Source organism: Paracidovorax avenae ATCC 19860 (assembly GCF_000176855.2).
Lineage (GTDB): Bacteria > Pseudomonadota > Gammaproteobacteria > Burkholderiales > Burkholderiaceae_C > Paracidovorax > Paracidovorax avenae.
In genome coordinates, this window is the sequence record NC_015138.1 from 3071090 (window position 1) to 3095499 (window position 24410).

17 protein-coding genes are annotated in these 24410 nt (G+C 67.8%); 10 read left to right on the forward strand and 7 right to left on the reverse strand.

The annotated features are described in order from the left end of the window. Nucleotides 1-24: 24 nt before the first annotated feature. Both ACAV_RS13465 and ACAV_RS13470 read right to left on the reverse strand, forming a co-directional pair. Nucleotides 25-714 carry a response regulator transcription factor gene (locus ACAV_RS13465; protein ID WP_013595125.1) on the reverse strand — a complete coding sequence of 230 codons (690 nt, stop codon included), beginning with the start codon at nt 712-714 and terminating at the stop codon, nt 25-27. Between the two features lie 260 nt (nt 715-974). Beyond that, entirely contained in the window at nt 975-2588 is a 1614-nt protein-coding gene (locus ACAV_RS13470; protein WP_013595126.1) for a methyl-accepting chemotaxis protein, read from the reverse strand. 618 nt (nt 2589-3206) lie between these two features. On the opposite strand from ACAV_RS13470, the gene dusA reads away from it, so the two are divergent. Continuing rightward, nucleotides 3207-4250: a tRNA dihydrouridine(20/20a) synthase DusA gene (gene dusA, locus ACAV_RS13475; RefSeq protein ID WP_081463129.1), complete on the forward strand. Its 1044-nt coding sequence runs from the start codon at nt 3207-3209 to the stop codon at nt 4248-4250. Nucleotides 4251-4267: 17 nt separating this feature from the next. On the opposite strand, the gene ACAV_RS13480 is transcribed toward dusA, so the two are convergent. Then, entirely contained in the window at nt 4268-7072 is a 2805-nt protein-coding gene (locus ACAV_RS13480; protein ID WP_013595128.1) for a bifunctional diguanylate cyclase/phosphodiesterase, read from the reverse strand. Between the two features lie 159 nt (nt 7073-7231). On the opposite strand from ACAV_RS13480, the gene ACAV_RS13485 reads away from it, so the two are divergent. The 3 genes from ACAV_RS13485 to ACAV_RS13495 all read left to right on the forward strand — a co-directional run bounded on the left by ACAV_RS13485 (nt 7232) and on the right by ACAV_RS13495 (nt 10667). Then, the gene (locus ACAV_RS13485) at nt 7232-8311 is read left to right on the forward strand and encodes a GTP pyrophosphokinase (protein WP_013595129.1); all 1080 of its coding nucleotides are present in this window, start codon (nt 7232-7234) and stop codon (nt 8309-8311) included. 197 nt (nt 8312-8508) lie between these two features. Continuing rightward, nucleotides 8509-9936, forward strand: a complete 1428-nt coding sequence (locus ACAV_RS13490; protein ID WP_013595130.1) for a polyhydroxyalkanoate depolymerase — start codon at nt 8509-8511, stop codon at nt 9934-9936. Further along, nucleotides 9933-10667, forward strand: coding sequence for an RnfABCDGE type electron transport complex subunit B (locus ACAV_RS13495; protein ID WP_013595131.1), 735 nt, complete (start codon nt 9933-9935; stop codon nt 10665-10667). Before ACAV_RS13490 ends, ACAV_RS13495 begins: the two co-directional genes overlap by 4 nt. A gap of 40 nt (nt 10668-10707) precedes the next feature. Here the strand turns inward: ACAV_RS13495 and ACAV_RS13500 are convergent, their stop codons facing one another. After that, complete coding sequence (locus ACAV_RS13500) at nt 10708-12222, reverse strand: methyl-accepting chemotaxis protein (RefSeq protein WP_013595132.1); 1515 nt, start codon at nt 12220-12222, stop codon at nt 10708-10710. 140 nt (nt 12223-12362) lie between these two features. Here ACAV_RS13500 and dapC point away from each other — a divergent pair, with 140 nt between their 5' ends. The 6 genes from dapC to ACAV_RS13530 all read left to right on the forward strand — a co-directional run bounded on the left by dapC (nt 12363) and on the right by ACAV_RS13530 (nt 19992). Next, a complete protein-coding gene (gene dapC / locus ACAV_RS13505; RefSeq protein WP_013595133.1) occupies nt 12363-13565 on the forward strand; it encodes a succinyldiaminopimelate transaminase in 1203 nt (400 codons plus the stop codon). Nucleotides 13566-13579: 14 nt separating this feature from the next. Next, nucleotides 13580-14404 (forward strand): 2,3,4,5-tetrahydropyridine-2,6-dicarboxylate N-succinyltransferase, encoded by an 825-nt coding sequence (gene dapD, locus ACAV_RS13510; RefSeq protein ID WP_013595134.1) that lies wholly within the window; start codon nt 13580-13582, stop codon nt 14402-14404. Nucleotides 14405-14481: 77 nt separating this feature from the next. Continuing rightward, nucleotides 14482-15645 (forward strand): PilT/PilU family type 4a pilus ATPase, encoded by a 1164-nt coding sequence (locus tag ACAV_RS13515; protein ID WP_013595135.1) that lies wholly within the window; start codon nt 14482-14484, stop codon nt 15643-15645. A gap of 96 nt (nt 15646-15741) precedes the next feature. Next, the gene (dapE, locus tag ACAV_RS13520; protein ID WP_041829215.1) at nt 15742-16911 is read left to right on the forward strand and encodes a succinyl-diaminopimelate desuccinylase; all 1170 of its coding nucleotides are present in this window, start codon (nt 15742-15744) and stop codon (nt 16909-16911) included. Continuing rightward, nucleotides 16908-17837, forward strand: coding sequence for a 50S ribosomal protein L3 N(5)-glutamine methyltransferase (gene prmB / locus ACAV_RS13525; protein ID WP_013595137.1), 930 nt, complete (start codon nt 16908-16910; stop codon nt 17835-17837). Before dapE ends, prmB begins: the two co-directional genes overlap by 4 nt. 121 nt (nt 17838-17958) lie before the next feature. After that, entirely contained in the window at nt 17959-19992 is a 2034-nt protein-coding gene (locus tag ACAV_RS13530) for an ABC-F family ATP-binding cassette domain-containing protein (RefSeq protein ID WP_013595138.1), read from the forward strand. 411 nt (nt 19993-20403) lie between these two features. Here the strand turns inward: ACAV_RS13530 and phbB are convergent, their stop codons facing one another. The 3 genes from phbB to ACAV_RS13545 all read right to left on the reverse strand — a co-directional run bounded on the left by phbB (nt 20404) and on the right by ACAV_RS13545 (nt 24279). Continuing rightward, entirely contained in the window at nt 20404-21141 is a 738-nt protein-coding gene (gene phbB, locus ACAV_RS13535; protein ID WP_013595139.1) for an acetoacetyl-CoA reductase, read from the reverse strand. Nucleotides 21142-21339: 198 nt separating this feature from the next. Then, entirely contained in the window at nt 21340-22521 is a 1182-nt protein-coding gene (locus ACAV_RS13540; protein ID WP_013595140.1) for an acetyl-CoA C-acetyltransferase, read from the reverse strand. A 45-nt stretch (nt 22522-22566) separates the two neighbouring features. Next, complete coding sequence (locus ACAV_RS13545) at nt 22567-24279, reverse strand: PHA/PHB synthase family protein (protein ID WP_013595141.1); 1713 nt, start codon at nt 24277-24279, stop codon at nt 22567-22569. Between the last annotated feature and the right edge of the window lie 131 nt (nt 24280-24410).

The window sequence follows — 24410 nt, forward strand, 5'->3', positions numbered from 1 at the left end:
CGCACCTGACGCCGCGCCGGCAGCTCAGGTGCCATCGACGCGGACACCGCGCAGCTTGGCGATGAGTTCCACACGGTTGCGGGCCTCGAGCTTCTGCAGGATCGCCGTGAGGTGTTCCTTCACGGTGTGCTCGGAGAGGTGAAGCGCGGAAGCAATCGGCTTGTTGGGCATGCCGTCCAGGACGAGCGCGAGGATTTCACCCTGCCGTGGCGTCAGGCCGATGTCGGCAGGCGCCAGGCGTATCTCGCGAGGTGCCATGGATCCGGCCGCAGGCCGTGAAGGCAATGCTGTCGCATCCGCATCGAACCAGGCCTGGCCGCTGAGCACCGATGTCACGGCAGCATGGTAGGTGTCGGGCGATTCGCGCTTGTGCACGAAACCATGGGCGCCGCTGGCACGGGCTTTCAAGGCAATCGCCGGGTGCGGGTCCGCGCTCGTCACCAGCACCCGGGTTCCCGGAGACATCGCCAGGAGGCTGGCGACGAACGATGTCGAGGCACCTTCGGCGAGCCAGAAATCCACGAGCGCCAGCATGGGCGGGCCATGCGCGGCGACGATGCGCAGCGCGTTGGTGGCATCCAAGGCATGGCGGGTCTCGGCGATGGCAGCGTGCAGGCCGAGAAAATCGGCCATGCCCTGTGCGACGATGGGATGGTCATCGACGACCAGCGCATAGCAGGCCGGATGGAGGCGCGAAAAAGCAGACAGGAACATGAAGACGATTCGCCAGTGCAGCCGAATCGACAACATGCAATGCGACAGTCGGGCTGAGCGTAACCGCCCGCGACTGGATTCCCGATGACAAACCCCTTCCGGCGCCGCGGATGCAACACAGGTGACTCGCGAATCACCGCCCCGTGGGATATGGACGAGCGGACCGGCCGGAGCGCGTTCGTGGCCCTGGCGGAGAGTCGCATCGCAGGCAATAACCCAAGGGTGCGGCGGGAGCCGGCGACGAGGCCAGAAGGGTCGTGTCAGCTGCTCCAGGGCGCCAGCGCACGTTCAGTGCTCGAAAAGACGGGCTGGCCCACGCCCGCGTGGTCCAGCTTGAAAATGCCAACGGCGTGTACCAGGTCTTGCGCCTGAGCCTTGAGACTGGCGGCTGCAGCCGCGATTTCTTCGACCAGCGCGGCATTCTGCTGGGTGACCTGGTCCATCTGTATGACGGCTTCGCCGACCTGGTTGACGCCAGCGCTCTGCTCCCCGCTGGCGGCACTGATTTCGCCCATGATATCGGTCACCCGGCGAATGCTGCCGGCCACTTCCCCCATGGTGGTTCCAGCCCGGTCCGCAAGTTGTTCGCCCATTTCGACACGCGCGACGCTGGTGTCGATGAGATTCTTGATTTCCTTGGCCGCCTCGGCGCTTCGCACGGCCAGGCTGCGCACCTCTCCAGCCACTACCGCGAAACCACGGCCCTGCTCACCCGCGCGGGCTGCCTCCACCGCTGCATTCAGCGCGAGGATGTTGGTCTGGAATGCAATGCCATCGATGACGTTGATGATGTCGGCGATCTTGCGCGAGCTCTCGCTGATGCCCTTCATCGTCTGCACCACCTGCGACACGACCTCGCCCCCACGGGTCGCCACCACGCTGGCTTCCTGGGCGAACTGGTTGGCCTGGCGGGCATGGTCGGCATTCTGCTTGACTGTCGAGCCCAGTTCCTCCATCGATGCGGCGGTTTGCTGCAGGGCGCTCGCCTGCCGTTCCGTCCTGGCCGAAAGGTCGGAATTTCCCTGGGCGATCTGGGTGCTGGCGGCAGCCACCGATTCGCTGCCCTCCCGTACCCGCGTGACGACATGGGCCAGCGATTCGTTCATGGATTTGAGACTCAGCAGCAGGGTGCCGACCTCGTCGCGGGCGGCGACATCGATGTGCGTGGTCAGGTCGCCGTCCGCCACCGCCTGCGCGACGCCGAGGGCCTGGGAAACCGGCCTGGTGATCGACCGGATGACCCACATTCCCAGGAGAGTAGCCATGGCCACTGCCAGAGCCGACCCTCCGAATTCGAGCATCAGCGTCGTGCGCCGGGCACCGTCCAACGCGGCGGAGCGAACCGCGAGCAGGTCTCTCTCCATTTTGCTGAAATCCGCTTCGAGCGCACGGAATCCATCCATGGCAGCTTTATCAAGACCTTTCCTGAACTCGGCCAGAAAATCATCCCAGGAAACTGCGCCGCTATTGACCTCCTTGCGCAGCCCTTGCATTTTCTCGACAATGGAAACGAACTCTTCCTTCCGGGCCCGCATGTCCTCCAGCCGCTTTTGCTGCGCCGGATTATCGGAAGTGAGGGATTTTGCCTTGCTCCAGGCGGCATCGAAGCTCTTGATACCGGTGGTCCACGGCTCGAGAAATCGATCCTCCCCGGCCAGCAGGAAACCTCGCGCGCCCGTTTCCATGTTCACCATGCTCTGCAGCATCTCCTGCCCGACGCCCAGCACTACATAGGTGTGCTGGTTCATCTCGTCAGCCTTCTTGAGTTCGTTCTGGCTCTTGATCGCCACGCCGATGACGGTGAGAAAAATCCCGATCACGCCAGCAAATGCCAGAGAAAGCCGGCGAGCCAGGGGCCAATTTGACAGAAACATGACAGACCTCCCATGGAGAATTTAATTATTCATCCTGCCAAGGAAGCGCATTTTTCAATTTAAAATCGACTCGACTGCAACACGCGCTCCCAACAGGGTTTCTACATTGCACCTCTTCTGCTCAAGACGTCAAAGGTTATCTGATCAGGCAACGAGGTTATTAAACCCTGCAGTGCAACTCTCTCGAAAAGAGTACGTAACCATTCCGTGACAAGACGATGGCTCGTCAGACTGAAATCGCCATGCCCGCCTGTGGTCCGCAACAGGCCCCGCCCCGGCAAGCTCCGCAGAAGCCGCCAGCATCCGGGCACGCCGCCTGACATAATCTGCCACCAACGCCCAGGCGCGGCTCTTCCTTCCGTCCTTCGGCCGGTAGCCGCGGGCGCGCCACGTGCCACGCACTGCTTTTCCGCCAGCGTAGATACCAACGCTGGGTGAAGGAACGAGCCTCTGGCCCCTGCGGTATGCGCGAACCGGTTGCCATTCCCGGACGGACCAGTGCGCACACGAAGGCTCCACTGCCCTCTTCTCCTTCGAGACCGTCCCTGTTTGAAAGCCAGGCGGTGATCCGGCACGGGGCGGCCCATGGCGAAACCTTGGTAAACAGAACAGGTCAAGATGTTGCAGCAACCGGCTCAAGCCGTACATTCACAAGGAAAGCCGCCGGAGTTCAGTCCCTGGCGCCTGTCCGTCGCCCCCATGATGGACTGGACCGACCGCCACTGCCGTTACTTCCACCGGCTGCTGAGCCGCCATGCCCTGCTCTACACCGAGATGGTGACGACCGGCGCCCTGGTGCATGGCAACGTGGAGCGGCACCTGCGCTTCAATGCCGAGGAGCACCCGGTCGCGCTGCAGCTGGGCGGCAGCGAGCCTGCCGACCTCGCGCATTCGGCGCGGCTCGGCGAACGCTGGGGCTACGGCGAAATCAACCTCAACTGCGGATGCCCCAGCGAGCGCGTGCAGCGCGGGGCCTTCGGCGCCTGCCTCATGAACGAGCCGCGGCTGGTGGCCGACTGCGTGAAAGCGATGGTGGATGCCGTGAGCGTTCCCGTCACCGTCAAGCACCGTATCGGCATCGGCCGCAGCGAGGAGTACGCCTTCGTGCGGGATTTCGTGGGTACGGTCGCCGAGGCCGGCTGCCGCGTGTTCATCGTGCATGCGCGCAATGCCTGGCTCGAAGGACTGTCGCCCAAGGAGAACCGTGAAATCCCCCCGCTGCGCTACGACGTGGTGCACCGGCTCAAGGCCGAGTTCCCGGATCTCGTGATCGCGATCAACGGCGGCCTGGCGACCGATGACGCGGTGCAGGAAGCGCTGGGCGGCGGACTCGACGGCGCGATGATCGGCCGCGAGGCCTACCACAACCCCTGGTGGCTTGCCCGCTGGGATGCGCTGTACTTCGGCGATGCCGCCTCCGGGCTCACCCGGGAGGCCGCCGAAGAGGCCATGGTGGACTACATGGCGCGCGAGGCGGCGCAGCACGGCACCTCCTGGTACTCCGTCGCGCGCCACATGCTGGGCTTGCGCAACGGGTTGCCCGGCGCACGGCGGTGGCGGCAGGTCTGGAGCGACCACCGCCTCAAGCACCTGCCTGCGCACGAGGTGATGGCCATCGCACGCACGCCGCCCCGGGTGGCGGCGGACGCGCTGGCCGGCTGAACACCGCGGTCCGCGAATCAGACCGCCGCGGCGCCCACCTGCGTATCAATCCACTCCTTGAGCGGCAGGGGGTGGGCATACAGGTAGCCCTGCATCGCGTCACAGCCGTGCCGGGCCAGGAATTCCGCCTGGGTCGCGGTTTCCACCCCTTCGGCCACCACGCGCAGGCGCAGGTGCTGCGCCATGGACAGGATGGCCCGCACGATGGCCGCATCGTTGGGGTTCACCGGCGCATCCTGCACGAAGCTCCGGTCGATCTTTAGCTCATAGAGCGGCAGCCGCTTCAGGTAGGCCAGGCTCGAATAGCCCGTGCCGAAATCATCGATGGAAAAGCGCACCCCGAAGCGCACCAGTTCCGCCATGCGCTGCGCGGTGTCCTGCCAGTTCTCCACCAGCAGGGTCTCGGTGACTTCCAGGATCAGCCGGGACGCCGGCGCACCACTGTAGGCCAGCGCATCGCGCACGTAGGCGACGAAATCGTCCTGGCGGAACTGGCGGGCGCTCACGTTGACGGAAATTGTCATGTCCAGCCCCGCGGCATGCAGCTGTGCCAGGGCATCGCAGGCACGGCGGATCACGCGCGCGCCCAGGCGCAGGATCAACCCGGACTCCTCGGCGATGGCGACGAAGCGGGCCGGCGACACGTTGCCGTGGGCCGGATGCCTCCAGCGCAGCAGGAGCTCGCCCCCGCACACGGCCCCGTCCCGGTCCACCTGCGGATGGATGTGGATCTCGAGCGCATCGTCGGCGATCGCCTGCGCCAGGTCCTGCTCCAGCGACAGGCGCTCCTGCGCGGCGGCCTGCATGTCGGCCTCGAAGAAGCGCACGCGGTGCGCGCCGGAGGACTTCGCGCGGTACATCGCGGTATCGGCCTCGCGCAGCAGATCCTCCACGGTTTCGCCTGCCTTGGGAAACAGCGTCACCCCCGTGCTGGCGGTGACCGAATAGTAGGTGCTGCCCAGGTCGTACGGCGCCTCCATTCCCTCGCGCAGCCGCGCTGCCATGGCGCCTGCAGCATCCACGCCGGCCTGCATGCCGTTGGCGATGCGGGGGATGAGCACCACGAACTCGTCGCCCCCGATGCGCACCACGCTGCCGAAGCCCTGCAGCAGGCGCTCCAGCCGCCGCGCCACCTGCACCAGCAGGCGGTCGCCCGCCGCATGCCCGCGGGCATCGTTGAGCTGCTTGAAATTGTCCAGGTCGATGAAGAACAGGGCGCCGATGCGCCCGCCGCTGCGGGCCTGGTCCAGCGCGGCCTGCAACTGCTCGAAAAGCAGGCGCCGGTTGGGCAGGCCCGTCAGTGCGTCATAGTAGGCCATGCGGTGCATGGCCGCCTCGGCATCGCGCCGGGCCGTGATGTCCCGCGCCAGTGCCACGTAGCGGGAGGCCGCACCGCCCTCCCCTGCGTCAGCACCCACGCCGCGCCGGCGCGCCACCGACAGTTCGAACCAGAACTGTCCCATGGGCGTTTCCTGGTGGTATTGCCGGCCCAGCGACACCCCCTGCGATTCGGCCTCGTGCAGTGCCTGCATGAACTCCGAGGCCACGCCCGGCGGCAGGACCTCGTCCAGCATCCGGCCTTCGAATGCCTGGCTGGATTCTGCAGACAGGTCGGACCGTGCCGAGCGGTGGTAATGGATGCGCCCACCGGCATCCAGCTCGAACAGCAGGTCCGGAACGGCCTGCAGGATGCCTTCCAGGTTGTCGCGCGCGGTACGCAGTTCGCTCGTCATCGACTGGGCCAGGGCCAGCGCGCGCTGGTGGCCGGTGGCCTGCATGGCGATGAACCAGCCCGCCAGCACGCTGAACAAGGCCCCCAGCCAGGCGATGAGCGCGTAGTTGTCGCGGCCCAGGCGGTGGTCGAATGCCGGCAGGGGCTCCATGGTGAGCGTCCAGGGCCGGCCACCCACGATCAGCACGCGCGCCGCCCGCAATCGCTCGCCGGACAGATGCGGGGCCGGCTCTGCCGCGTCGCGGGAGTTGTAGAGCTCCCCCGCGTCCGCATCGGCACCGCCGCCGGCCAGGCCATCCTGGATGCGCAGCGACACGCCCGGGTCCAGTTCGCCCAGCAGGGCACCGGCCACAGCCGCCACGCGGAACGGCGCGGCCACCCAGCCACGGATGGCCGCGCGCCGCGCTTCCTGCGTGGCCGGCGTTCCCCCGCCGGCATAGACGGGCAGGAACATCATGAGGCCAGGATCGTCTTCGCCCGCCACGCTCCAGAGGCCCGACAGCGCCAGGGCACCCGAATCGCGCGCGCGGTCCAGGGCCTCGCGGGCGGCGGGCAGGCTGGCGACGTCGAAGCCCAGCGCGGTCAGGTTGCCCCGGGTGCGCGGCTCCACCCGGGTGATGACGGCATAGGAGCCGCGGTCTCCGCGCGAACGCACCTCGTAGCGGTCCAGCCCTTGCGCCCGCATCGTCTGCACATGCGTCCGCAGGCCGTCGTACGGCACCTGCTCGATCAGGCACAGGGCCTGCAGCCCCGGCCGTGTCTGGTCCATCTGCAGCGCATGTACGTAGGCGGAGAATTCACCCTGCTCGATGGCCGTGGAGCCATCCACGTAGCCCTTGAGGCCGCGCAGCACCATTTCGTAGGCACCCATGCGGTCGCGCAGCGCCGACACCACCCGCTCGGCCGCCGCGTCGAAGTTCTGGCGCCGCCGGGTTTCCTGCAGCTGATCGGCGTGGTGCCAGTACAGGTAGGTGATTCCCAGCAGCGCCGCCGACAGCAGCGGCGCGAACGCCAGGCGCACGTGCCAGAACCGCGTCGGGCTGCTCGGGGAGGGCTGGCCCGGACGGCGGAGGAATGGAAGGGGGCTCATGCGCAGCGCAGGGTGGCACGGCCGGCCTGCGCTGGCAAGCCCCCGCAGGGCAACGGCGCAACGGCACGCGCGGGTGCCCGGCATGGATTGCAGCGCCCTGCCTCCGGCAGGCGGTATCCTTCGCCCTGGAGCCTTCGTTCCGGTACTTTTGCCTTTTTCATGCCGTCGCTCGATTTTTCCAGGGAAGAAAGAGGCTTCGAAGCCTTCTATGAGCAGGAGCTACCCGCCCTGCAATATGCCTGCGCCTCCTATATCGCCCTGCTGCAGTCCATCCTCTCGCGCACGCCCCACCTGGACATCACCAAAGTGGAAGGCCGGGTCAAGGACCGTCTGGAATGTATCGCGAAGTTCTCCCGCAAATACCGTGCGGCGCTGGAAGAAAGCAACACTCCCTATGAGATCCGGCACTACATCACCGACCTGATCGGGGTGCGCGTGGTCTGCCTGTACGAGGACGAGCTGGAAAAAGTGGCCCAGGCCGTGCGATCGCACTTCGACGTGATCGACGTGACCGACAAGGTATCGGCCATGGAAAGCACCGAAGGCTCCTTCGGCTACAAGGGGCTGCACCTGGACCTGCGCCTCAACGCCGCCCAGGCCGGCCTGCCGGAACATGCCGCCTACGCCGCCCAGCCCTTCGAACTGCAGGTCCGCACCATCATCCAGGACTCCTGGAGCGTGCTGGACCACAAGATCAAGTACAAGAAAGCCATTCCGGGCCAGCTCAAGCGCCGCATCAACGTGCTCTCGGCCCTGTTCGAACTCGCCGACCGGGAGTTCCGCCAGATCCGCGACGAGACCGAGGCCGGACTGCGGCACGCACCGGACGAGACCGAGGCGCCGGATGCCACGGGGCCGGAAGCCGCCGGGGCCGGGCCCCAGGAAGAGCGGCCGGCCTCCCCCGGCAGCGAACTCAACGCCTTCACCTTCCTGAAGATCGCCAACCATTTCTTCAAGGACAGCGATTTCGATCCGCGCAAGGTGGACTTGTTCGTGGCGGACATCCGGGGCTGGGCGCCCGGCATCACCCGCGCGCGGTTCAACACCCTGCTGCGGGCCACGCTGGGCACCGTGAAGCGCTACAAGCAGCATTTCGAGGAAGCCAACCCGCAGACCAGCTTCAACGCCTACACGGTGATACGGCACTGCCTCTATCTGGGCGACCGCACCACCTTCCGGCGGGCGCTGCGCAACAGCTCGCGCGAGGCCTTCGAAGCGTGGCTGCGCGACCACGGCTGATCTCGTGGAGGGCCAAAAGGCACGCCCACGGCGTGGTTACTTCAGCTTACAGCTATTGAAACCATAGCGCGCAGCCGTTGGTGGGCGGGCACATCCAACTGTCGCATTGGCGACTCCTTATCCGTAGTTTCACGCCACACGCCCGGCGCGAACTGCTGCTATATTGCACTGCAACATTTTTTCGCCGAGCCGCCCCCATGCTCTACAACCTCTACGAAACGCAGCGTTCCCTGATGGAGCCGTTCGCGGAACTCGCGCAGACCGTCTCCAAGATCTACAGCAATCCGGTCTCGCCGTTCAGCCACACGACCTATGCCCAGCGCATGTCCGCCGGCTACGACCTGCTGTACCGGCTGGGCAAGGACTACGAGAAACCGGTGTTCGGCATCTCCACCGTGCAGGTGGACGGCCACGAGGTGGTCATCCACGAACGGGTGGAGCTGGACAAGCCCTTCTGCGAGCTGCGCCGCTTCAAGCGCTTCTGCGACAACCCCGGCACGCTCGAGACCATCAAGCGCCAGCCCGCGGTGCTGATCGTGGCCCCGCTGTCCGGCCACTACGCCACGCTGCTGCGCGACACCGTGCGCACCATGCTGCAGGGCCACAAGGTCTTCATCACCGACTGGAAGAATGCCCGCCTCGTGCCCCTGTCGGAAGGCGAGTTCCACCTCGACGACTACGTGAACTACGTGCAGGAATTCATCCGCCTGCTGCAGTCCCGCTACGGCAACTGCCACGTGATGAGCGTGTGCCAGCCCACGGTGCCGGTGCTCGCGGCCGTCTCCCTCATGGCCAGCCGCGGCGAGAAGACGCCCCTGTCCATGACCATGATGGGCGGCCCGATCGACGCGCGCAAATCCCCCACGGCGGTGAACAACCTCGCCACCCAGCGCAGCTTCGAGTGGTTCGAGAACAACGTCATCTACCGCGTGCCCGACAGTTTCCCTGGTGCCGGGCGCCGCGTGTATCCGGGCTTCCTTCAGCACACGGGCTTCGTGGCCATGAACCCCGACCGCCACGCCAAGAGCCACTACGACTACTTCAAGGACCTGGTCAAGGGCGACGATGCGAGCGCCGAGGCCCACCGCAAGTTCTACGACGAGTACAACGCCGTGCTCGACATGGACGCGGACTACTACCTCGAGACCATCAAGACGGTCTTCCAGGACTACAGCCTCGTCAACGGAACCTGGGACGTGCGCTCGCCCGGGGGCCAGCCCGAGCGCGTGCGCCCGCAGGACATCCGCAGCACCGCCCTGCTGACCATCGAAGGCGAGCTGGACGACATCTCCGGCTCGGGCCAGACGGAAGCCGCCCACGGCCTGTGCACGGCCATCCCCGAGAAGGACCGCCGCCACTTCGAGGTCAAGGGCGCGGGCCACTATGGCATCTTCAGCGGCCGCCGGTGGCGCGATATCGTCTATCCGCAGGTGCGCGACTTCATCCTCGCCCACGATCCGCAGCCCGCCACCACGGTGGACAGCGCCTCCGTGCCCAGCGAAGACGCGCCCCGCCGCCGCACCGGAGCCGCCGCAGCGCCCGCGGACCTGTTGTCCGAGGAACTGCCGACCGCCACCGCAGCACCGCAGGCGCGCAGCCGGCGCAGCGCGCCCAAGAAGGCTTGACGGCGCCCCCTGCCGCAGCCGCCGCCACGCGCGCCCTGGCGGCCCGGATCGACGCGGCGCTGCCGCAGACGCAGTGCACCCGCTGCGGCTACCCCGATTGCGCCGCTTATGCAGATGCGATCGCCGGGGAAACGGCGGACATCAACCGATGCCCGCCGGGCGGCGCCGAAGGCGTCGCGCGCCTGGCAGTCCTTACCGGACGCGATCCGCTACCGCTTGACCCGCAGTGCGGCGCCGAAGGGCCCCGCGGCCTCGCCGTGATCGACGAACTTGCCTGCATCGGCTGCACCCTGTGCATCAAGGCCTGTCCGACAGATGCGATCCTGGGCACCCACAAGCGCATGCACACCGTGATCGAGGCGCATTGCACCGGATGCGAGCTTTGCATCCCCGTGTGCCCGGTGGACTGCATCGCGATGGAGAACGCCACCGGCGATGCCACGGGATGGGCCGCGTGGTCCGCCCCGCAGGCGGGCCACGCCCGGCAGCGCTACCAGGCACACCGCCTGCGCAAGGCATCGGACGGAAAGCGGTCCCCGGCGGCTTGCGCACCGGAACCGGCCCTTGCTGCCGCGGCGCCTGCGCTCCGGCCCGGCCATGTGCCGGTGCAGGAAGCCACTCCCATTGCGTCGCCGGTCCCGAGCGCCCAGCCGTCTGCCGAAGACCGCCGCGCCGCCATCGCCGCGGCCATGGCACGCGCCCGCGAGCGCCGGGGCGGCGGGCAGCAGTGACTACCGCGCGCCGGGCACCAGCCGGAGCGCGCGCCGTGGTTCATCCCCGGGCCGCGAGCGACTTGTACACGCCGCACCCCAGGTACACGCCCTCCAGCGCCTGCACGTAGGACATCTTGGTCTGCACCTTGCCCGTGGCCGGGTTGGTGATGTCGTACTCCACCCAGCCAGGGGCCCGCTCGGCCTGCGCCACGATGTCCTCCACGAGCCGCGCGCCATCGATGCCGGGGATGTCCTGCACCCGGGTGCCCACCTTCGCGGGATTGCCGCTGAAAGCCAGGTAGGTGCCGGCCCGGTCCAGCACGAAGACGTACATGTCCCGGTCATGGAAGGGTTGGGCCGGATCGGTCAGTTGCCGCAGGAAGGCCTCCCGGGACCCGGCGGCCGCGCGCTGCGCGGCGGCACGCGCCACCAGGGCCTGCGCCTCGTCGGCCGTGCCCTGCTGCAGCCGGAATGCCTGCACCGCTTTCGCCAGCGTGGCGGCGCGGCTGCCGAGCGCCTCGGCCTGCTGCACGGCATGTCCCACCATGCGCGCGTTGTGCTGGGTGACTCCGTCGATCTGCTGCACGGCCGCACTGATCTCCGCCAGGCCGGCACTCTGCTGGGCGCCCGAGCCTGAAATCCCGCTCACATGGGCGGCCACGCCGCGGATGCCCTCGGCCATGCCGCCTATGCCATCGCCCGCGGCGCGCATGAGCGCGGCGCTCGCTTCCACCTGCCGCACCGAATCGCCGATCAGGTCGCGGATCTCGCGCGCCGCCTGCCCCGAGCGTTGCGCCAGCGTGCGCACCTCCGCCGCCACCACTGCGAAGCCCCGGCCCTGCTCGCCCGCCCGCGCGGCTTCCACCGCGGCATTGAGCGCGAGGATATTGGTCTGGAATGCGATGGAGTCGATCACGCCGGTGATCTCCGCCATGCGCCGCGCGCCCTGCTGGATCGCCTGCACCGAATCGACCGCGCGGCCCATGGCCTGCGTGCCTTCGTCGGCCGCCGCGCGCAACTCCGATGCCCGCCGGTCCGCCGCCTGCGCCGTCTGCGCGTTCTGCTGCACGGCGGCCACCAGCTGCTCCACGCTGGCGGCGGTCTGCTCCAGGCTTGCGGCCTGCTGCTCCGTGCGCTCGGCCAGGGCCCGGTTGTCCACGGCCAGGCTGTGGCCGGCATGCGCGACCAGGGCTGCATTGCTCCGGATGTCGGCCACCATGGAGGAGAGCGTCACCACCATGCGCGCCAGCGACTGCGCCAGCACCGCCGGCTCGTCCCGCCCGCCGGCCGGCACCGAGCGGGACAGGTCGCCGCGCGCGGCTGCCTCCATGGCCTCGGCCACGCGGCCCAGGTCTTCCGAGAGCCCCGCCGCCAGCGCCAGGCCGAGATAGACCAGGACCAGGCCGCACGCACAGGCCACCCCGGCACCGGCGGCCGCGCCCCCGGCAGCGCCGGCCCACACGGTGAAGGCCAGCGCCGCCAGCGCCGAGCCCGTGCACAGCGCCAGCTTGGCGGGAATCCTCAGTCCGCGCAGAAGCCGGACGCCCGGGCGCAACGGCAGGAAGGCAGCCATGCTCTTTGTCTCCTCTTTCTGGTTATGGATCGCTCGTGCTCCCCGGATGGTATTGGCGAGCACTTACGGCGGATTGACAAGGAGGGAATACGCCGAGCCGGCCCGGCCGGCCTTCCGCGCAGCACCGATAATGGCGCCCCATGAATCCCCTGCTCACCCATTTGCAGCCCTACCCGTTCGAGCGGCTGCGGCAGCTCTTCGCGGGGGTGCAGCCCCCCGCCGGCCTTCCGGCGATCAGCCTCGGCATGGGCGAACCCCGCCATCCCACGCCAGCCTTCATCCAGCAGGCCCTGACGGACCACCTGGGCGGCCTGGCCAGCTACCCCGCCACCGCAGGCGATCCCCGCCTGCGAGAAGCCTGCGCACAATGGCTGCACCGGCGCTACGGCATCGCGGTGGACGCCGCGACCCAGGTCCTGCCCGTGAACGGCTCCCGCGAGGCCCTGTTCGCGTTCGCCCAGACGGTGATCGACCCCACGCGCGAAGGCGCCACCGTGGTCTGCCCCAATCCCTTCTACCAGATCTACGAAGGCGCCGCGCTGCTGTCGGGCGCGCAGCCGTACTACGCCCCCAGCGATCCGGCGCGCAATTTCGCGGTGGACTGGGACAGCGTGCCCGAGGACGTATGGCAACGCACGCAACTGCTCTTCGTCTGCTCGCCGGGCAACCCCACGGGTGCCGTCATGCCGCTGGCCGAGTGGGAAAAGCTCTTCGCGCTCAGCGACCGCCACGGCTTCGTGATCGCCTCGGACGAGTGCTACAGCGAGATCTACTTCCAGGGCGAGCCCCCGCTCGGCGGGCTCGAGGCTGCCGCCCGGCTCGGACGGACGGATTTCCGCAACCTCGTGGCCTTCACCAGCCTTTCCAAGCGCAGCAACGTGCCGGGCCTGCGCAGCGGCTTCGTTGCGGGTGACGCCACGCTCATGAAGGCTTTCCTGCTCTACCGCACCTACCACGGCAGCGCCATGGGGCCGGCCGTACAGGGCGCGAGCATCGCCGCCTGGAGCGACGAGGCGCACGTCGAGGAGAACCGCGAGCTGTACCGCCGCAAGTTCGAGCAGGTCACGCCGCTGCTGGCGCAGGTGATGGACGTCGCCCTGCCCGACGCCGGCTTCTACCTGTGGGCCCGCGTGCCCGAGCGCCTGGGGATGGACGACGCGGCATTCGCCCGCGCCCTGCTCGCTCAATACAATGTGACCGTGCTGCCGGGCAGCTACCTCGCACGCGAATCCGGCGACCGCAATCCCGGTGCCGGGCGCGTGCGCATGGCGCTCGTGGCCGAGGTCGAGGAATGCCTCGAAGCCGCGCGCCGCATCGTGCAATTCATCCAATCCCATCCCTGATTCCCGAACGGACCATGACCCAACAACTGCAGAACATCATCGACACCGCCTGGGAGAACCGCGCCAGCCTCTCGCCCTCCGCCGCCCCGCGCGAAGTGCAGGATGCCGTCGAGCACGTGATCGCCGAACTCGATGCCGGCAAGCTGCGCGTGGCCACCCGCGAGGGCGTCGGCCAGTGGACCGTGCACCAGTGGATCAAGAAGGCCGTGCTGCTGTCGTTCCGCCTGAAGGACAACGAGCTGATCGAGGCCGGCAGCCTCGGCTTCTACGACAAGGTGCCGACCAAGTTCGCAGGCCGCTCGGCCGAAGAGATGGCTGCCATCGGCGTGCGCGTGGTGCCGCCGGCCGTGGCGCGCCGCGGCAGCTTCATCGCCAGGGGCGCGATCCTCATGCCCAGCTACGTGAACATCGGCGCCTACGTGGACGAGGGCACCATGGTCGATACCTGGGCCACCGTCGGCTCCTGCGCGCAGGTGGGCAAGCACGTGCACCTGTCCGGCGGCGTGGGCCTCGGCGGCGTGCTGGAGCCCCTGCAGGCCAACCCGACCATCATCGAGGACAACTGCTTCATCGGCGCGCGCTCGGAGATCGTCGAGGGCGTGATCGTCGAAGAGAACTCCGTCATCTCCATGGGCGTGTACATCGGCCAGAGCACTCCCATCTACGACCGCACCACCGACACCGTGAGCTATGGCCGCGTGCCGGCGGGCTCGGTGGTGGTGAGCGGCAGCCTGCCCAAGGGCGACGGCAAGTACAGCATGTACGCGGCCATCATCGTCAAGAAGGTGGATGCCAAGACCCGCTCCACCACCAGCCTGAACGACCTGCTGCGCGACTGACGGCAGGCGCCGCGCCCCCCGGCACCCGCCGGGCCGCGGCCACCCGCCCCTTCCACCACCTTCGCAAGGGACACCCCATGAGCACGATGGAGCGGATTCTCCGGCTGATGGCCGAAAAGCGGGCCTCGGACGTCTATCTCTCGGCCAATGCCCCGGTCCTCATCAAGATCAACGGCGAGTGCGTGCCCGTCAACAGCCAGCTGCTGCCCTTCGATGCACCGAAGAACCTGCTGGCCGAGATCGTGCCGCCGGACCGCATCGAGGAACTGGAGGAAACGGGCGAGCTCAACATGGGCGTGCCGCTCACCGGCGTGGGGCGCTTCCGCGTGAGCGCCATGCGCCAGCGCGGCAGCTATGCGGTGGTCGTGCGGTTCATCGCGCAGCACATCCCGGAGCTGTCCAGCCTCAACCTGCCGCCCATCCTCGGCGAGTTGATCCTCGAGAAGCGTGGCCTGCTGCTGGTCGTGGGGGCGACGGGCTCGGGCAAGAGCACCACGCTCGCCTCGATGATCGACAGCCGTAACGCACAGCTCACGGGCCACATCCTCACGGTGGAAGACCCGGTCGAATACCAGTTCAAGAACAAGAAGTCGATCATCAACCAGCGCGAGATCGGCTCCGACACCCAGTCCCTGCAGACGGCGCTGAAGAACGCGCTGCGCCAGGCGCCCGACGTGATCCTGATCGGCGAGATCCGTGACCGCGAGACAATGTCCGCGGCCATCGCGTACGCGCAGTCGGGCCACCTGTGCCTCGCCACCCTGCACGGCAACAACAGCTACCACGCGCTGAACCGGATCCTCAGCTTCTACCCGGTCGAGGTGCGCCCCACCATGCTGGGCGACCTGGCCTCGGCCCTGAAGGCCATCGTCTCGCAGCGCCTGGTGCGCTCGCCTGCCGGGGAGCGCCTGCCCGCGGTGGAAGTGCTGCTCAACACCAAGCTCGTGGGCGAGATGATCGAGCAGGGCAATTTCTCCGGCGTGCGCGAGGCCATGGAAAAATCCATGGCCGAGGGCTCGCAGACCTTCGAGCACGATCTGGCGCGCCTGGTCATCGAAGGCCGCATCGACCGCAAGGAAGGCCTGGCCTACGCAGATTCGCCCACCAACCTGATGTGGCGCCTGCAGAACGATTTCTCGATCGCCGCCAAGGCCGCGCGCGACCGCAAGGACGCAGGCGCGCAGGACGACGAAGACCAGCCCTCGTTCACCGAGATCGTCCTGGACGTCAAGCCCCAGTGATCCCGTGCGCCGTCCCGGGCCCGTGGAGCGGGCCTCGGCCGGCACGTTTTCTCCAACTTTCCCCCGGAGCGCGTTCCATTGCGCTTCGCGTCCACGATGTCCCGTACCCTGATCCTGGCCGAACAGCTCATCTCCCGTCCGTCCATCACGCCCGAAGATGCCGGCTGCCTCGAACTGCTGGCCGAGCGGCTGGCCCCGCTGGGTTTCACCTGCGAGCGGATGGACAGCGGGCCGGACAGCTTCCGCGTCAGCAACCTCTGGGCACGCCGCGCCGCGGCGGACGGTGCCGCCCCCGCACGGACCCTGGTGTTCGCGGGCCATACCGACGTGGTGCCCACCGGCCCGCTGGAGCAGTGGAGCAGCCCGCCGTTCACGCCCTCCCACCGGGAAGGACGGCTCTACGGCCGGGGCGCCAGCGACATGAAAACCTCCATCGCCGCCTTCGTCGTGGCGGTGGAGGAGTTCCTGGCCGCCACGCCCGAACCATCCATCGCGCTGGCCTTCCTGCTGACCAGCGACGAGGAAGGCCCCTCGGTGGACGGCACCAAGGTGGTGGTGGAACAACTGGCCGCCCGCGGCGAGACGCTGGACTGGTGCATCGTGGGCGAGCCCACCTCCGTGCGCAAGACCGGCGACATGATCAAGAACGGCCGCCGCGGCACCTTGTCGGGCAAGCTCACCGTGCGCGGCATCCAGGGCCACATCGCCTATCCCCAGCTCGCCCGCAACCCCATCCACCAGGCGCTGCCGGCCCTTGCGGAGCTGGCCGCCACGGAATGGGACCGCGGCAACGACTACTTCCCCCCCACCAGCTGGCAGATCAGCAACATCCACGGCGGCACCGGCGCGACCAATGTCATCCCCGGCACCGTGGTGGTGGACTTCAACTTCCGCTTCTGCACCGAATCCACGGCAGAAGGGCTGAAGACCCGCGTGCACAACCTGCTGGACCGGCACGGACTCGAATACGACCTCACCTGGACGCTCGGAGGCCAGCCCTTCCTCACGACGCCCGGCGAACTGGTGGCCGCAGTGCAGCAGGCGATCACGGATGAAACCGGGATCGCCACCGAGCTGTCCACCACGGGCGGCACCAGCGACGGGCGCTTCATCGCCCGCGTCTGCCCGCAGGTCATCGAACTGGGCCCACCCAACGCCACCATCCACAAGATCGACGAGCATGTCGTGGTCGCCGACGTGGAGCCGCTCAAGAACATCTACCGCCGCACGCTGGAGCGGCTGAACGCACAGGCCGCCGCAGCATGAACATGACGCCCCACCCCGCCCCGCCCGGGGGCCCCGTGCGCGGCGATACCGTGCCGGAACTGGTCGCGAGCGCGGCCGCGCGCCTGGACGCCGCCGGCGTGGCCTTCGGGCACGGCACCGCCAATGCGCACGACGAGGCCGCCTGGCTGGTGCTCTGGCGCCTGGGCCTGCCGCTGGACACGCTGCTGGAAGATGCCGGCAGCGTCGCGCCCGACCGGCAGGCGCAGGTCGCGGAGCTGATCGAGCAGCGCATCGCCACCCGCAAGCCGGCGGCCTACCTGACGCGGGAGGCCTGGCTTCAGGGTGTGCCGTTCTACGTCGATGAGCGCGCCATCGTCCCGCGCAGCTTCATCGCCGAACTGCTCGCGGACGGCAGCATCGACGGCTTCCTTGGAGAGCACACGCGCGACGTGCTCGACCTCTGCACCGGCAACGGCAGCCTCGCCGTGCTGGCGGCCATGGCCTACCCCGACGTGCGCGTGACCGGCGCGGACCTGTCCCCGGATGCCCTGGATGTGGCCCGCATCAACGTCGAGCGCCACGGCCTCGAAGGCCGCGTGGCGCTGGCCCTCTCGGACGGCCTTTCGGCTGTTCCCGGCCCGTGGGACCTCATCCTCTGCAACCCGCCCTACGTGAACGCGGCCAGCATGGCGGCGCTTCCGCAGGAGTACCGCGCCGAACCGGAACTGGCGCTGGCGGGCGGCGCCGACGGCATGGATTTCGTCCGCAGGCTGCTGGCGGATGCACCGGCTGCACTGCGCGAGGACGGCGTGCTCATCCTCGAGATCGGCAACGAGCGCGCGCATTTCGAGGCCGCTTTCCCGCACCTGCCGGCCTTCTGGCTCGAAACCAGCGCGGGCGAGGACCAGGTCCTGCTGCTCACGCGCGAGGCGCTCGTGCTGGCCCCGCAGCCCTCCGCCGGCTGACCCACATCCAGCGCCCCCGGACTGCAGGCCGCAGTCCGCGCGGGCGTGCATTCCACCGCATCCGCTACCATGCGCGGTTGCTTTGTCGCGGGCCCCACGGGCGGCCCGCTGTGATTCGATCATGATCCTTCTGAACAATGTCACCTTGCGCCGCGGCGCCAAGGTGTTGCTGGACAGCGCCAGCGTCACCCTCAACCCCGGCGAGAAAGTCGGCCTGGTGGGACGTAACGGCGCCGGCAAATCCACCCTTTTCGCGTTGCTCAACGGCTCGCTCCACGAGGACGGCGGCGACTTCTCGATGCCACCGACCTGGCGCATGGCCCAGGTGGCGCAGCACATGCCCGAGACGGAGGAATCCGCCACCGATTTCGTGCTCAACGGCGACACGCGCCTCAGCGCGCTGCGCGGCGAACTGCAGGCCGCGGAAGAATCCGGCGACGGCATGGCGATCGCCCAGGCCTACGCGGACCTCGGCGATGCCGGCGATCACGACGCCGTGCCGCGCGCGCAGGCGCTCATCCTCGGCCTGGGCTTCAAGGTGGAGGAACTCGGCAGGCCGGTGAACAGCTTCTCCGGCGGCTGGCGCATGCGCCTGCAGCTCGCGCGGGCCCTCATGTGCCCGAGCGACCTGCTGCTGCTGGACGAGCCCACCAACCACCTGGACCTCGATGCCCTCGTCTGGCTGGAAGCCTGGCTGCAGCGCTATGCCGGCACCCTGATCGTCATCAGCCACGACCGGGAATTCCTGGACGCCATCACCACGGTCACGCTGCACATCGACAACGCGCGGCTGACGCGCTACGGCGGCAACTACAGCCGCTTCGAGGAACTGCGCGCCCAGCAGATGGAACTGCAGGCGGCCAGCTATGCCAAGCAGCAGGACAAGATCGCCCACCTGCAGAAGTTCATCGACCGCTTCAAGGCCAAGGCCAGCAAGGCCAAGCAGGCCCAGAGCCGGGTCAAGGCCCTGGAGCGGATGGAGAAGATCGCGCCCGTGCTCATGGGCGCGGAGTTCACCTTCAGCTTCAAGGAGCCTGCCAACCTGCCCAACCCGATGCTGGCGATCACCGATGCCTCCTTCGGCTACCTGGACGAGGACGGCGGCGCCCCCAAGACCATCCTGCGCCACGTGAACCGATCGGTCCTGGCGGGCCAGCGCATCGGCATCCTCGGCGCGAACGGCCAGGGCAAGTCCACGCTGGTCAAGACCATCGCGCGCACCATGCGGCCGCTGGCCGGCAGCGTGACCGAAGGCAAGGGCCTGTCCATCGGCTACTTCGCGCAGCAGGAGCTCGACGTGCTGCGGCCCGCAGACAACCCGCTGGAACACATGATCCGCCTCGCGAAGGAACTGGGCGCCCAGTCGCGCGAGCCCAGTCGCGAGCAGGACCTGCGCAACTACCTCGGCACCTTCAATTTCTCGGGCGACATGGTCAAGCAGTCCGTGGGCACGATGAGCGGCGGCGAGAAGGCCCGGCTCGTGCTGGCCATGATCGTCTGGCAGCGCCCCAACCTGCTGCTGCTCGACGAGCCGACCAACCACCTGGACCTCGCCACGCGCGAAGCGCTGTCGATGGCGCTCAACGAGTTCGAGGGCACGGTGATGCTGGTCAGCCACGACCGGGCGCTCCTGCGCGCCGTCTGCGACGAATTCTGGCTGGTGGGACGCGGTGCCGTGGGCCCCTTCGACGGCGACCTGGACGACTACCAGCGCTACCTGCTCGACGAGTCCAAGCGGTTGCGCGACGAGGCCCGTGCATTGGCTTCGGCCCCGGCGCCCCGGGAAGACGCTGCCGCCCGGTCTCTCGACCCTCAGCCGATGGCCCAGCCAGTACCCGCACCTGCGGCCCCCCCCGCCGTGGCACAGAAGGATGCCCGGGAGCAACGCAAGCTCGGGGCCCAGGCCCGGCAGCAGCTGGCGGAGAAGACCCGCCCCTTGCGGCGCGAACTCGACCAGATCAACCAGCGCCTGGCAGCCCTGGCCTCGGAGAAATCCGACCTGGAGCAGCGCCTGAGCCAGCCCCTGCCCCCCGCCGAGATCGCCGACTGCGGCCGCCGCCTCAAGGCCTGCGGGGACGAAACCGGGCAACTGGAGGAACGTTGGTTGGAACTTTCCGAATCCATCGAGGCCCTGGAACAAGGGGCGGACAAGTAAAATGCTGTAACGACGTCCTGTAATTTCCTGCAGGCAACGTTACAGCCTATAACTTTATTGCTCCTTTTATAGGAGCAGAAGAAAAGCCTTCGGCTGGTTGCATTTTTTTTCGTTCTACTGTCAACGCTCCAGGAAGACGCCGCGTTGTGGATGCATCCAAGGAGCTAACGATGAACACCTCTGCAATCCTGTCCGCATGGCCTGAAGACGAACGCGACCGCAAGCGCGCTCCCGGCCGTTTCTGAAAAGGCAGGCACCAGACAGCAGTCGGACACAGGCGGAATCCCCAACGGGTTCTGCCGAGCCCGGCGGGCGCGGACCCTGACCTTCGTACCATTCCCTTCCTACCCCATCCCCCAATGAAGAACCCCGCCGAGGCGGGGTTCTTTTTCGTCCGGGGAGTCCAGGGCGTCAGCCCATGTGCAGGCCGCCGTTGACCGAGAAATCGGCCCCGGTGGCGTAGCCCCCTTCTTCCGACGCCAGCCAAGCGATGATCGAGGCGATCTCGCTGGGTTCGCCCAGGCGCTTGACCGGCACGGTGGCGACGATCTTCTCCAGCACGTCAGGCCGGATGGCCTTGACCATGTCGGTACCGATGTACCCCGGGCTGACGGTGTTCACCGTCACGCCCTTGGTGGCGAGCTCCTGCGCCAGAGCCATCGAGAAACCGTGCATGCCAGCCTTCGCGGCAGAATAGTTCGTCTGGCCGGCCTGGCCCTTCTCGCCGTTCACGCTGCTGATGTTGATGATGCGGCCCCAGCCCTTCTCCACCATGTCGCCCACGACCTGCTTGGTCACGTTGAACATGCTGTTGAGATTGGTCTCGATCACCGCATCCCAGTCCTCGCGGGACATCTTCACGAACATGCGGTCACGCGTGATGCCGGCGTTGTTCACCAGCACGTCGATGCTGCCGTGCTCGGCCTTGGCCTTGGTGAAGGCCGCCACGGTGGAATCCCAGTCGCCGACGTTGCCGACGGACGCGTGGAACGTGTAACCCAGAGCCTTCTGCTCGGCCAGCCACTTGGCGTGGTCCCGCGTCGGGCCGCAGCCCGCGATGACCTTGAAGCCATCCTTGTGCAGCCGCTGGCAGATGGCCGTTCCGATGCCACCCATGCCCCCAGTGACATACGCTACTTTCTGATTCATGTGATTTATCTCCTAGTCAACGATTCACGCAACCACTCTACCCAAGATTCCGCGCCCCACGGTTGAGGAAAACACCCAGCCGCGGCTTGGTGCGCGAGCTTCCTGGACAGACGTGGCCGCCGGATGGCGCCCCGCCGCCACAGCCTGCAAAAAAGCCGCACCACGTGCGGCTGCAGCAAGGCGGGCCGTCCGGGAAACTCAGACCCGCTCCACCGCGAGCGAGACGCCCATGCCCCCGCCGATGCACAACGCGGCCACACCCTTGCGGGCGCCGCGGCGCTGCAGTTCGTGCAGCAGGGTGACGAGCACGCGGCAGCCCGAGGCGCCGATCGGGTGGCCGATGGCGATCGCCCCGCCGTTCACGTTCACCTTGGCGGGATCGATGCCCAACTGCTGGTTGACGGCGCAGGCCTGGGCGGCGAAGGCTTCGTTCAGCTCGAACAGGTCCACGTCGGCCGCGGTCCAACCGGCGCGCTGCAGCACCTTGCGCGTCGCGGGCACGGGGCCCAGGCCCATGGTGGCGGGGTCGAGGCCGCTCGTGGCGTAGGCAGCGATGCGCGCCAGCGGCTTGAGCCCCAGGGCCGCGGCCTTCTTCGCGCTCATCACCACCACGGCGGCCGCGCCGTCATTGAGGCCGGACGCATTGCCGGCCGTCACGGTACCGGCCTTGTCGAAGGCCGGGCGCAGCCCTGCCAGCGCCTCGGCATTGGTCTTGCGGTTGAGGTATTCGTCGGCTTCGAAGACGATGGGGTCGCCCTTCTTCTGGGGCAGGCTCACGCCGACGATCTCGTCCTTGAAGCGGCCTGCATCCTGCGCCGCGGCGGCTTTCTGCTGGCTGCCCAGGGCGAGCGCATCCTGCTGCTCGCGGGACACGCCCTCCTGCCGGGCGACGTTCTCGGCGGTGATGCCCATGTGGTACTGGTTGTACACGTCCCACAGGCCGTCCACGATCATCGAGTCGGTCATCTTCCAGTCGCCCATGCGCTGGCCCTCGCGCGAGCCGTTGAGCACGTGGGGCGCCAGGCTCATGTTCTCCTGGCCGCCCGCGACCACGATCTCGCTGTCGCCCGTGGCGACTGCCTGGGCCGCGAGCATCACGGCCTTCAGGCCGGAGCCGCAGACGGCGTTGATGGTCAGCGCCGGCGTTTCCTTGGCCACGCCGGCCTTCATCGTGGCCTGGCGCGCGGGATTCTGGCCCACGCCCGCCGTGAGCACCTGCCCCATGATCACTTCACCTACCTGGTCCAGCGGCACGTTGGCACGGGCCAGCGCTTCCTTGATCACGATGGCTCCCAGTTCGGTGGCCGGGGTCTTGGCGAGCGCGCCGCCGAACTTGCCCACGGCCGTGCGGACAGCCGAAACGATGACGATGTCTTCCATGTCGATCCTCAAAGGTAATGATGGGAAAAGGGGTGGAGCGGCGCCTCAGGCCCGCTCGCGTACATAGCGTCCCGGTGCCGGCTCGATGGCCGAGAACCGCGCGCCCTTGCCATAGCGCTTGGGCGCGGGCACGAGCGGGCCGGCATGGCCGCGCAGCCAGGCGGCCCAGTCGGTCCACCAGCTGCCGGGCTGTTCCGTCGCGCCGTCCAGCCATTCGGGCAGCGTGGCAGGCAGAGCGCCGTCCTCGCGGACCCAGTGGCTGCGCTTTTTCTTGGCGGGGGGATTGATGACGCCCGCGATGTGGCCGGAGGCTCCCATCACGAAGCGCTTCTCGCCGGGCAGGACCTGGGTGGAGGCATACGCGGCATCGACGGGGACGATGTGGTCCTCGCGCGAGCCATAGATGTACACGGGCAGGTCCACGAGGTTCAGGTCGATCGACTCGCCGCACACGGTCAGGCGGCCGGGCTTGCAGAGGTTGTTCTCGAGGTAGAGATTGCGCAGGTACCAGGCGTAGAACGGCCCGGGCAGGTTGGTCGAGTCGCTGTTCCAGTAGAGCAGGTCGAAGGGAGGCGGCGTCTCGCCCTTCAGGTAGTTGCCCACCACGTACGTCCAGACAAGGTCGTTGGGCCGCAGGAAGCTGAACGTGGAAGCGAGGTCCTGCCCCTTCATCAGGCCGCCCTGCCCCATCTGCAGTTCGCGGAAATGCACGAAGCTCTCGTCGATGAAGACGTCGAGGATGCCGGTTTCGGCGAAATCGATGAACGTGGTGAGGAAGGTGGCGCTGGCCACGGGCTCCTCGCCCCGGGCTGCCAGCACGGCCAGGCCGGTAGCCAGCATGGTGCCGCCCACGCAGAAGCCGAGCGCGTTGATCTGGTCGCTGCCGGAGATTTCGCGGACGGTGTCGATGGCGCAGAGTACCGCGTCCTCGATGTAGTCGTCCCAGGTGGCGTTCGCCAGGGACTGGTCCGGATTGCGCCAGCTCACCACGAAAGTGCGGTGCCCTTCGGACACCGCATGCCGGATGAGCGAATTCTCGGGCTGCAGGTCGAGGATGTAGAACTTGTTGATGCAGGGCGGCACGACCAGCAGCGGGCGCTGGTGCACCTTGGGCGTGAGCGGCTTGTACTCGATGAGCTGGAAAAGCGCGTTCTCGTACACCACGGCACCCTCGGAGGTGGCCACGTTACGGCCCACCTCGAAGACGCTTTCGTCGGTCATGGACACATGGCCCTGCCGCATGTCGTGCAGCAGGTTGGCGATGCCCTTGGCCAGGCTCTCACCCTGGGAATCGATGGCCTTCTTCTGCGCCTCGGGGTTGAAGACGAGGAAATTGCTGGGTGCCATGGCCGCCATCCACTGCTCCACGCCGAAGCGGATGCGCGCGCGCGTCTTGGGATCGGTGTCCACCGCATCGGCCAGCCCCATCAGGGTGCGGGCGTTGAGCAGGTAGGACGCGGCGGCGAAGGCCGCCGTGGGGCTCTCGGCCCACGCGGGGGCGCTGAAGCGGCGGTCTTTCATGGCGGCCGGCTGCAGCGCCTGGCTCCAGAGCTCGGACGCTTCCTTCAGGTACTGCTGCTGCAGCCCGGCCAGCTTGTCCGGGGAGAAGGCAATGGCCGGACCGGCCTGCGCGGAAGCGGCGCCGGCAGCGGCAGGGCCGCCAGCCTGCCGGAAGGCTTCCAGCGCCTGCATCCAGCTTTCGCTCAGTTTCTGCTGGATCTGCCGGGCATTGCCGGCCCAGCCTGCGTCAAAATCCATGAACGTGTCTCCTCACACCCAGCCATCATGCCATCCCGGCAGCGCTTCCGAAGGGAATCGCGCCATGGCCATGGCATTGTTGCCGAGCGGTACGTCCGGAAGCAATGCCACTTTCGCTTTTTCACGATATA

What these genes read in the sequence shown, in the direction of transcription:
- prmB (WP_013595137.1), top strand. Translation starts at nt 16,908, where the DNA reads ATGAACATGACGCCCCACCCCGCCCCGCCCGGGGGCCCCGTGCGCGGC.
- dapD (WP_013595134.1), top strand. Translation starts at nt 13,580, where the DNA reads ATGACCCAACAACTGCAGAACATCATCGACACCGCCTGGGAGAACCGC.
- phbB (WP_013595139.1), bottom strand. Translation starts at nt 21,141, where the DNA reads ATGAATCAGAAAGTAGCGTATGTCACTGGGGGCATGGGTGGCATCGGA.
- ACAV_RS13490 (WP_013595130.1), top strand. Translation starts at nt 8,509, where the DNA reads ATGCTCTACAACCTCTACGAAACGCAGCGTTCCCTGATGGAGCCGTTC.
- dusA (WP_081463129.1), top strand. Translation starts at nt 3,207, where the DNA reads ATGTTGCAGCAACCGGCTCAAGCCGTACATTCACAAGGAAAGCCGCCG.
- ACAV_RS13485 (WP_013595129.1), top strand. Translation starts at nt 7,232, where the DNA reads ATGCCGTCGCTCGATTTTTCCAGGGAAGAAAGAGGCTTCGAAGCCTTC.
- ACAV_RS13500 (WP_013595132.1), bottom strand. Translation starts at nt 12,222, where the DNA reads ATGGCTGCCTTCCTGCCGTTGCGCCCGGGCGTCCGGCTTCTGCGCGGA.
- dapE (WP_041829215.1), top strand. Translation starts at nt 15,742, where the DNA reads ATGTCCCGTACCCTGATCCTGGCCGAACAGCTCATCTCCCGTCCGTCC.
- ACAV_RS13480 (WP_013595128.1), bottom strand. Translation starts at nt 7,072, where the DNA reads ATGAGCCCCCTTCCATTCCTCCGCCGTCCGGGCCAGCCCTCCCCGAGC.
- dapC (WP_013595133.1), top strand. Translation starts at nt 12,363, where the DNA reads ATGAATCCCCTGCTCACCCATTTGCAGCCCTACCCGTTCGAGCGGCTG.
- ACAV_RS13515 (WP_013595135.1), top strand. Translation starts at nt 14,482, where the DNA reads ATGAGCACGATGGAGCGGATTCTCCGGCTGATGGCCGAAAAGCGGGCC.
- ACAV_RS13545 (WP_013595141.1), bottom strand. Translation starts at nt 24,279, where the DNA reads ATGGATTTTGACGCAGGCTGGGCCGGCAATGCCCGGCAGATCCAGCAG.
- ACAV_RS13530 (WP_013595138.1), top strand. Translation starts at nt 17,959, where the DNA reads ATGATCCTTCTGAACAATGTCACCTTGCGCCGCGGCGCCAAGGTGTTG.
- ACAV_RS13470 (WP_013595126.1), bottom strand. Translation starts at nt 2,588, where the DNA reads ATGTTTCTGTCAAATTGGCCCCTGGCTCGCCGGCTTTCTCTGGCATTT.
- ACAV_RS13465 (WP_013595125.1), bottom strand. Translation starts at nt 714, where the DNA reads ATGTTCCTGTCTGCTTTTTCGCGCCTCCATCCGGCCTGCTATGCGCTG.
- ACAV_RS13540 (WP_013595140.1), bottom strand. Translation starts at nt 22,521, where the DNA reads ATGGAAGACATCGTCATCGTTTCGGCTGTCCGCACGGCCGTGGGCAAG.